We start from the raw sequence: 8,993 nt of genomic DNA, 5'->3' as shown, positions 1-8,993 counted from the left end.
TGGAGCGGGAAAAGAGACTCGAACTCTCGACATCTACCTTGGCAAGGTAGTGCTCTACCAACTGAGCTATTCCCGCATCGCGTTTTTATTGCGTTTTCTTTTCTGTCGTTGCACCAGAAGAGGAGTCGCATTATGAAGATGGCCCCTCACTTCGTCAAGCACTATCTACGTATTTTCCTGCTAGAAAGCTTATCGAATAGATAGTGTCTTGATATTTAAAGGCTAATAAGTCTGCTTATGTTAACCTTATACCTGCTGATGCTTGCCAGGGATACTGGTGATGATGTTTGTCATTAGCAAACCTTTATTTTTTATGCTGCCGAGATGACGGCGGCGTCTACATCGGAGGACTTCCCGTGTCTAAACGTATTGTTACGCTTGCTCATTATTATACCCAACCAGAAATCCAACAAATGGCCGATAAAGTCGGCGATAGCTTGGGGCTGTCTCTTTACGCCAAAGAATGCGGCGCCGATGTCATTGTGTTTGCTGGTGTGCGTTTCATGGCTGAAACCGCCAAAATTTTAAACCCGCAGGCCGAGGTGATTTTGCCTGCGAGTGGCTCAACCTGTTCCTTAGTTACCCAAACCGATGTAAAAGCCTTACAAAAATGGCGAGAAGAGCATGCAGATTACGTGCATGTTTCTTATATCAATTCCTCTGCCGAGCATAAAGCGATATCGGATTGGATTGTAACCAGCCGCAATGTAGATGACATTATTGCCAGCCTTTACGCTGAAGGTAAAAAAGTAGCGTTCTCGCCAGATCGCAATATGGGGGCCTATTTAAACTTCCAGTATGGCTACGATATGCCGCTGTGGAGCGCGGTGTGCGAAGTGCATGATAAGTTTAACCAAGCTGCGCTGGATGAGGCGTTTGCGGCGGTTAAAACGGCTAAATACCTGATTGCCCATCCAGAAAGCCCACTGCCCGTGCTGCAGCAGGCCGATTACGTAGGGTCTACTTCTGGCATGCTGAACTGGATTAAAGCGTTTAATAAAGAGCCAGATGCGGTGATTTTTGTCGCGACTGAAGACGGCATTCTCTACAATATGGGTCTTGCCCGTCCTGACTTAAATATTAAGCAAGCGCCAATTTATGCGGGCTGTCAGTGTAATTCATGCCCATATATGAAGATGAACACCATCGATGCGGTGAAGCGTGCCCAAGCGGGTGAGGGCACACGCATTGATTATCTGACTCCTCAGCAAATGGATGATGCCCGCTTGCCGATCGAGCGCATGCTGGAATTCTCCAAGCGTTATTACCAATAAGCCTTTGAGTAAGCTGAAAGTGCCTATGCGTAATCAATAAGCGGGCCTTTTGTATGGATCGCTAGCCGCCTGCTAAGTTTTTACTTGGCAGGATTTTGCTGGCGATTTGTTTTTTAAAACGCATTATTAGCGTTTGAAACATTAACAGAGGGGTGATAATGCTGGATTACCTTGTGTTTATTGGGCGCTTTCAACCCTTTCATTTAGGGCATTTGCAGGTCGTAAAAGCTGCTTTAGAGCGTGCAGGCAAGTTAATTGTAATTTGCGGCTCGGCTCGCCAAGCCAGAAACCCACGCAATCCGTGGACGGTGCCTGAGCGCGAGGCGATGCTGCGCTCGGCTTTGCCAGCAGAGATGCAAGATCGCGTGTTTGTGGTGGGCTGCTCAGATCGAATGTACAACGATCAGCAGTGGGTGACCGAGGTGCAAAGCCTCGTGGATAAGGTGATTGCGGTAGATAACGCTAGCCTAGGTAGTCGCGAAGCACAATTTAAAGTGGGCATCGTGGGCAGTAGCCGCAGCAAGCACACCTATTACCTTGATCTTTTTCCTCAGTGGCTCAGGGTGGAAGTGCCAGAAATGATCGGCATCCATGCCTCACAAGTGCGGCGTAATCTATTTGCACAAGGTGGGGTAGGGCTATGCGCCGATAAACTGCCCGCACCCGTCTATCAGCATCTACAGCTGTTTCGCCAAAGTGAGATTTACGCCAATCTAGAAGCTGAATGGTGCTTTGTGCAGGATTATCGTAAGGCATGGTCGACGTGTCCCCATCCCCCCACTTTTGTGACGGTTGATGCGGTGGTGATTCACTCTGGGCATATCTTGCTGGTGCGGCGCAAAAATCTGCCAGGGCGTGGGCTGTGGGCGCTACCGGGTGGCTTTATTAATCAAGATGAGCTGGTAAAAGACGCGGTGATTCGTGAGCTGCGTGAGGAAACGCGCTTAAAAGTTCCTGCGCCGGTGCTGGCAGGCTCGATTCGCTCTTCACGGGTATTTGATCATCCGCATCGCTCTTTACGTGGTCGAACGATTACCCATGCTTTTTTGATTGAGCTGACGCCGACGGGTGAAGGTTTACCCAAGGTGCGCGGTGGTGATGATGCCGATCGTGCTAAATGGGTGCCGCTATTTGAGTTTAACCGCATGGAAGCAGAGCTATTTGAAGATCATTTTTATATTGTGAATTGGTTTTTGGGGCAGATTTAAACCATTAAGCACTCGTTATCCAGTGAGGCATTAACACGATGAAAGTGATTGAATTAATCAATAAAGAATTTTGGGATGTGATTTTTTCTGATTTCGATCTTGGTGAGTATAGTCATGATGCGGTAATCGAGTACGCCGCCACAGGCATCGAGATTGACTTGCAAATGGGATACATTTTTTTTGAAAATGAGGCCGAAGACACGGATGTTGTTATCCATTCATCAAGTGCTAGGTTAAATAAAGTAATTGGTTTAAATGGTGGAGAATTCGTTCAGTATGAATTGGATGATGACGATATTGTGATTGCATTTGCTCTGCCTTTAACGGCTAATAGCGAGGTGATTTGGAAAAATAAAATCAACGAGCAATTTAGTCCTTTAATTAGCTCTGAGCATATTTCCTTATTGGCGGCACAAATATTATTGAATCAATCTGCGGCAGCAATAGTATCGAGTGTTTTAAAAGAGATGGGCGAGTTCTGATTGCATGCTCTCTAAAATTAGGGCATTGAGCAGGCAATCCTATCAACTTAAGGCACTGTTGGGCGGGTGAAACCCGCGTTTTTTCAACGTCGATCAAAGGTTGCACCCGCCCTACGAATGGCATATTGCTTAAGTTGATAGTATTGATTGAGCACGCCCCTTGCTCAAATAAAGCCCTATTTTGCATACATCAACGTTAATGATTGCTTCAGCGCTAGGCGATAACAATTCTGGCGCTTGGTGTCATTGTTTTATGTCATGCAAAAACTTACCTGATTATGTCCCTTCATGCCGATCATCTCAGGTAAACAACAAAAAATGAGCAAGAGGTATAATTAGGGAAACTTATTTAATCAAACAATAAGGTTAGATAAAGCAATGCCCCAAATCATTCTAAAAATGATCTGGGGCATTTTTATGCGTAGCTGCTTGGCTTAAAACTGTAACTTGCGGCGGCGATACACTAGGGCGCTGATTCCAAGGCCAAACAATACGCTAGTCTCTGTGCTGACTAAGTCCGTGTTGCTACCAAGGTGGCTTAAGCTTATGTTTAAGCTTGCCCTGTGTAGCCCTTGTTTTAGGGAGGGTTCAGCAGCAGTGCGTGCCAAATTAAAGCTGCCTTTCATACTTTGTTCATTACTCAGAGCCTTAGGGCTACTGGCATGAAGTGATTCAAACTTTTCATGTGAAGTCAGAATATGAGCATGGCTCTGGCTGGCCAGCAAAAAGCTTAAGGCTAAAAAGAGCATACGCATTGCTGATTTTTCTCCGGCTGAAGTATTTAAAATTTAGGGTTATTTATTACGTGATATTGTCTGCTCCTTAATAAAAGCTGACAATGGTAATTATTACAATACACTTTCCTTTTTTGAAAAGTACTGTATTCCTTATGCTGGTAAGCCGTTTTAGAGTGGGTTCATGACGTAAAAAAGCCTGCATCACAGGATGCAGGCTGGTTGTGTTTTTACAGCTTATTTAACAAGCTCTAAAGGTACTGGGATGCTTTTTTCTGGGGTTTGGCCATCAATAATTTTTTTGGCGGCTTCAATCCCCATTTTACCGATCAGCTCAGGTTTTTGTTGTACGGTTGCGGCCATGCGGCCCGCTTTAACTGCAGCAACGGCATCAGTAGTTGCATCAAAGCCGACAACGATTATGTTTTTCAAGCCTGCAGCTTCTAGTGCCTGTACTGCGCCCAGCGCCATTTCGTCGTTATGAGCAAACACGGCTTTAATCTTTTTATTCCCTTGCAGAATGTTTTCCATTACTGATAGGCCCTTGGCGCGGTCAAAGTCTGCAGGTTGCTTGGCGGCTACTTTTACGCCTTTTTCTGCATCCACCACAGCATGAAAGCCTTGGCCACGTTCACGTGCGGCGGAGGAGCCTGCAATGCCTTCTAGCTCAGCAATTTCGCCTTGCTTACCGATTTTTTCTAGCAAGAATTCAGCAGCCATTTTGCCGCCAGCCACGTTATCAGAGGCAATATGGCTGGCGATTTCGCCGCCATTAATGCTGCGATCAAGGGTAATCACTGGGATGTGCGCTGCGTTGGCTTGTTTTACTGCAGAAACAACGGCATCAGAATCGGTAGCGTTGATCAGGATGACTTTGACTTTTTTCTGAATTAAATCTTCGATGCTGGCAATTTGCTTGGCCGCATCGTCTTGCGCATCCACGGTGATCAGCGTTAGGCCATTGGCCTTGGCGGCTTCCTCTGCACCTTGTTTTAAGGTAACAAAGAAGGGGTTGTTTTGGGTAGAAATGGCAAGGCCAATGGTATTGCTGCCCGCTGCCGCAACTGCGGGGGCCGATGCAGCAGGTGCCGCACTTTCTGGGCCTTGTTTAGAGCAGGCGGAGAAGGCAAGTGCCATAGAGGCGATAAGTAGCGGTTTGAGCCAGGTTTTCATAATTAAAGCCTTGTGTGTGTGTGGGTAAAAACATCAACATCAGCACTTAGCGTATTTTTTCGCTTTTAAGTGTGTTTAGCTATGGCAGTTTCAGGTGGGTTCACCTTACTCGCCTTTTATTTCTTGGCACTTCTATCCAGTAATACTGCCAGCAGAATGACGCTGCCTTTAATGACTTGCTGGTAGAATGATGACACAGATAGTAAGTTTAACCCGTTATTAAGTACACCAATTAATACTGCGCCAATCAGCGTGCCAACAATCCAGCCTCGGCCACCGGATAAACTGGTGCCGCCTAATACCACTGCAGCAATCGCATCTAGCTCATAGCCCATGCCTGCATTGGGTTGGGCGGAGTTCAGTCGAGACGTGAGAATAATCCCCGCAAGGGCAGATAAGCCGCCAGAAAGCGTATACACCCACAGTTTGACGCGGTTTACTTTGACACCAGATATCAGCGAGGCCTCTTCATTGCCACCCACTGCATAGACATGGCGGCCAAACACGGTTTTTTTCAGCACAAACCACAGCGCTACAAAGGCGAGCGTGGTGGTGATCACTGGCACAGGAATCAGATTGGCGATATAGCCCCCGCCCAGCATGGCGAAAAAATCGCTATTAAAGCCGGTAATCGGGCGGCCATCTGAGGCCACGAGTGCTAAGCCGCGAAATACCGTCATGGTGCCCAAAGTAGCGATAAAGGGAGCGACCTTGCCACGGCTGATAATCAGCCCATTAACCGCACCCAGCGCCGCACCGGCTAAAACACCGCATAGCGTGGCAATGATTGGGTCCATGCCTGCCGCCATCATGCTGGCAATGGCAATAGAAGACAGCGCCAGCACGGCACCTACGGATAAATCAATCCCGCCAAGCAAAATCACAAAGGTCATGCCAAAGGCGATCAGTGCATTAATTGAGACTTGGCGTAGCACATTGAGTAGATTATTAACGGTTAGAAAATCACGACTCATTACCGATAAAACGCTAGAAATAAGCAGTAAGGCGAGTAGGGGGCCAAGTTTTTGTAGTGTGGCTTTTTGCTGAGCATTCATTCTTATTGCCCTCCGGTTGCTGCGTGCATAATGGATTCTTGGGTGGCCGTTTTGGCTTCGAATATTCCGGTGCTATTGCCTTGGTGCATCACAAGGATGCGATCACTCATGGCCAGCACTTCGGGTAGCTCAGACGAGATCATTAAAATTGCCACGCCATTGGCGGCCAGTTGATTAATGATGTGGTAAATCTCTGCCTTGCCACCCACGTCTACACCACGGGTAGGCTCGTCTAAAAACAGCACTTTGGGCGCAATGCCCAGCCATTTGGCAAACACCACTTTTTGCTGATTACCGCCGGAAAGTGATTTCACTTCTAAATCGGCATCACGGGTGCGGATAGATAATTTGGCAATGAGCTCGCTGACATTTTTATCCTCGATCTGGCTATCAACCACGCCCCAGTGGCTGGGAGCTTTAGTCAGGCTGATGTTTTCTTTGACAGATAAACTCAGTACTAAGCCTTGGGTTTTTCTATCTTCTGTGACATAGCCAATGCCGTGAGAGATGGCCTCGATGGCCGAGCGGCAGTGAATAGGCTCTCCATCCAACCAGACTTTGCCAGCAGATCTGGCCGCTAGGCCAAATAAGGTATGGGCAATTTCACTGCGCCCTGCACCCATTAAACCTGCCACACCAAGCACTTCGCCTTGGCGAATCTCAAAGTTGATATCACTGATGGTGCGGGTATCGCATAAGCCCTCAACCTTAAAGCGCACGGGGCCAAGCGTGTTGCTACGTGATGGATAGCGATCGCTAATTTCACGGCCAACCATCATTTTTACGATTTCATCAAAGCGGGTTTCTTTAATCACGCGGCTGCCAACAAATTGCCCGTCACGCAGCACCGAGATCCGGTCGCAAACCTGAAAGATTTCTTCCATGCGGTGGGAAACATACACAATGCCTACGCCACGCGATTTTAAATCGTGCATCAGTGTAAATAACACTTCGGTTTCTTTGTGGCTGAGCGCTGCTGTTGGCTCGTCCATAATCAGCACTTGGGCGTTCAGCGACAACGCCTTGGCAATCTCAACCATTTGCTGTCGGCCTACGGATAAGGTGCCTGCTTCTTGGTTGGGATCGATATTGTGTATGCCAAGTAGCGCCAGAAACTCTAAACACTGCGCATGCATTTCAGCTGATTTAAGCAGGCCGCCACGGGTTTTTTCACGGCCCAAAAAGAGGTTTTCTACCACCGATAATTGTGGGATCAGGTTTAGTTCTTGATGAATAATGGCAATGCCCAGTGCCTCTGCTTCTTTGGGGCTATGGATATGCACTTCACGCCCATCCACATGAATACGGCCAGCGTCGCTTGGGTAAATGCCGGTAAGTATCTTCATTAGCGTGGATTTACCCGCGCCATTTTCGCCCATCAGTGCATGGATCTCGCCGCGTTCCAGCGCAAAATCCACGCCTTCCAGCACCTTAACCGGGCCAAAAGATTTATTGATGCCTTGCATTTGGATCAGCATACGAAAGCCTTGGTTTTTAATGAGTGACGGTTTTTAAAACATGAATACATAAAAACAGCAGGAAATAATCGTAAAGCTCAGGTCTATATACAAACCCAGATCTTGAAACACGGAGGACACAGAGAACACGGAGTCTCACGGAGGAAAAACGAAAACACTCTGCTCATGAGGTTTAATTTGATGCGAAGCAGATGCCACAAAAGCTCAAGTAAAAACACTCCTTTAGGTTTTCTCCGTGTACCTACTGTGTCCTCCGTGTTCTCTGTGGTTCAAGATTTGGGTTTAGGGCGGTACTAAGCCTTAAAAAATTACCCCTGAATGCAGGATGATATTGGCGTAGGGCGTGGCTTCGCCGGTGCGGATCACTGCTTTGGCCTTGTGGCAGAGCTGTTTGAATTCTTCATGGCTGACAAAATCAATGCTAATACCTGACGATTGCATGGCCTCTGCTTGAGCTGCAACTGTTGGATTGGTAGCAAGGCATTCTGTGGCAAATACCGCACGCTCTACCTGCATGTCGGTGAGGATTTCTTGCAGCGTGTCTACAAAGCTAGGCTGGCCAAGTTTGAGTGCCAGATCGATGCGCTCTACATGATCTGGAATTGGCAGCCCGCAATCGGCAATCACAATGCTATCGGTGTGGCCCAATTGGGCAAGAACGCGAGCGATGTCGCTATTTAATATGCCGTGCTTTTTCATTTATTGATTCTTTAAAAATTGTTCAAGTTCTGTAAGGGTCGGCATGCCGCCCTGTGCGCCGTGACGCGTCACCGACAATGCGCCTGCTGCGCTAGCCTTGCGGGTGGCTTCTGCAATGCCTTGGTGCCAAAAAGTAGCAAGCGCGCCATTAAACGTGTCGCCTGCGCCAGTACTGTCCACCAATTCCACCTTAAAACCTGCTTGATGCTGCAGCTGGCCATTTTGATTAAACCAAGCACCATCGCTGCCCTTGGTCATCACCGCCGCGTGCTGAGCCAATACTTTTTTCCAATCGCCAGTGGGTTCGCCCAGTGATTGAAGTAGCTCAAACTCATTGGGGGTGAGCAGGGTGCAAAGCGCCAGTAATTCGGCAGGCAGCACTTGTGCGGGAGCAGGGTTCAGAAAAAAGGGCTTGCCGTGCTTTTGCGCCAACTGCGCCGCAGCCATCACGCTGGCTAAGGGGATTTCTAGCTGAGCAAGAATCACATCGGCATCGATAAATGCCGCTTCGGCAGCTTGCACATCGCTTGGGCTGAGCTGATTATTCGCGCCTGGTACCACCACAATGGCATTGTCACCTTGGCAAAGCGTAATCAGCGCCACGCCGGTAGCGGTGTCTGGGCTGGTTTTTAGCCAACGGGTATCAATCCCTTCTGCCGCCAAGCCTGCAGTGAGCATTTGGCCAAATTCATCATTCCCAACACAGCCCACCATTACAACCGATGCGCCAAGGCGCTGTGCTGCAACGGCCTGATTGGCTCCTTTGCCACCCCGATGGGTAGAAAATTGCTCGCCAAACAGCGTTTCGCCCATGCGAGGAAGCTGCTGGCTATGGACGACTAAATCCATATTCATGCTGCCAACGACGACTATTTTTGTCATGCTGCACC

The 8,993-nt window shown here is 48.2% G+C and carries 9 protein-coding genes and 1 tRNA gene; 3 read left to right on the top strand and 7 right to left on the bottom strand.

Annotated elements, in window-relative coordinates:
- A tRNA-Gly gene (locus tag Q0R17_RS03230) sits at window positions 1-76 on the bottom strand.
- Between the two features lie 280 nt (window positions 77-356).
- Between Q0R17_RS03230 and nadA the strand changes: the two genes are divergently transcribed.
- From nadA to Q0R17_RS03215, 3 genes are all read left to right on the top strand, one after another.
- Window positions 357-1,274 (top strand): quinolinate synthase NadA, encoded by a 918-nt coding sequence (gene nadA, locus Q0R17_RS03225; RefSeq protein WP_293932072.1) that lies wholly within the window; start codon window positions 357-359, stop codon window positions 1,272-1,274.
- A 158-nt stretch (window positions 1,275-1,432) separates the two neighbouring features.
- Entirely contained in the window at window positions 1,433-2,482 is a 1,050-nt protein-coding gene (locus Q0R17_RS03220) for a bifunctional nicotinamide-nucleotide adenylyltransferase/Nudix hydroxylase (protein WP_293932070.1), read from the top strand.
- 38 nt (window positions 2,483-2,520) lie between these two features.
- Window positions 2,521-2,964, top strand: coding sequence for a hypothetical protein (locus Q0R17_RS03215; RefSeq protein WP_293932069.1), 444 nt, complete (start codon window positions 2,521-2,523; stop codon window positions 2,962-2,964).
- Window positions 2,965-3,398: 434 nt separating this feature from the next.
- Here Q0R17_RS03215 and Q0R17_RS03210 read toward each other — a convergent pair whose 3' ends face one another.
- From Q0R17_RS03210 to rbsK, 6 genes are all read right to left on the bottom strand, one after another.
- Window positions 3,399-3,719, bottom strand: coding sequence for a hypothetical protein (locus Q0R17_RS03210; RefSeq protein ID WP_293932067.1), 321 nt, complete (start codon window positions 3,717-3,719; stop codon window positions 3,399-3,401).
- A gap of 216 nt (window positions 3,720-3,935) precedes the next feature.
- The gene (gene rbsB, locus Q0R17_RS03205; RefSeq protein WP_293932065.1) at window positions 3,936-4,871 is read right to left on the bottom strand and encodes a ribose ABC transporter substrate-binding protein RbsB; all 936 of its coding nucleotides are present in this window, start codon (window positions 4,869-4,871) and stop codon (window positions 3,936-3,938) included.
- A gap of 116 nt (window positions 4,872-4,987) precedes the next feature.
- A complete protein-coding gene (rbsC, locus tag Q0R17_RS03200; RefSeq protein WP_293932063.1) occupies window positions 4,988-5,926 on the bottom strand; it encodes a ribose ABC transporter permease in 939 nt (312 codons plus the stop codon).
- Window positions 5,927-5,928: 2 nt separating this feature from the next.
- Window positions 5,929-7,404, bottom strand: coding sequence for a sugar ABC transporter ATP-binding protein (locus Q0R17_RS03195; protein ID WP_293932061.1), 1,476 nt, complete (start codon window positions 7,402-7,404; stop codon window positions 5,929-5,931).
- 300 nt (window positions 7,405-7,704) lie between these two features.
- On the bottom strand, window positions 7,705-8,103 hold the full coding sequence (gene rbsD / locus Q0R17_RS03190) for a D-ribose pyranase (protein ID WP_293932059.1): 399 nt from the start codon (window positions 8,101-8,103) through the stop codon (window positions 7,705-7,707).
- Window positions 8,104-8,985: a ribokinase gene (rbsK, locus tag Q0R17_RS03185; protein ID WP_293932074.1), complete on the bottom strand. Its 882-nt coding sequence runs from the start codon at window positions 8,983-8,985 to the stop codon at window positions 8,104-8,106.
- Between the last annotated feature and the right edge of the window lie 8 nt (window positions 8,986-8,993).

Origin of the sequence: Iodobacter sp. (genome assembly GCF_025352645.1) — a bacterium.
Lineage (GTDB): Bacteria > Pseudomonadota > Gammaproteobacteria > Burkholderiales > Chitinibacteraceae > Iodobacter.
Note: the sequence above shows the minus strand (reverse complement) of the source record. Positions and strands in the feature narration are given on the sequence as shown.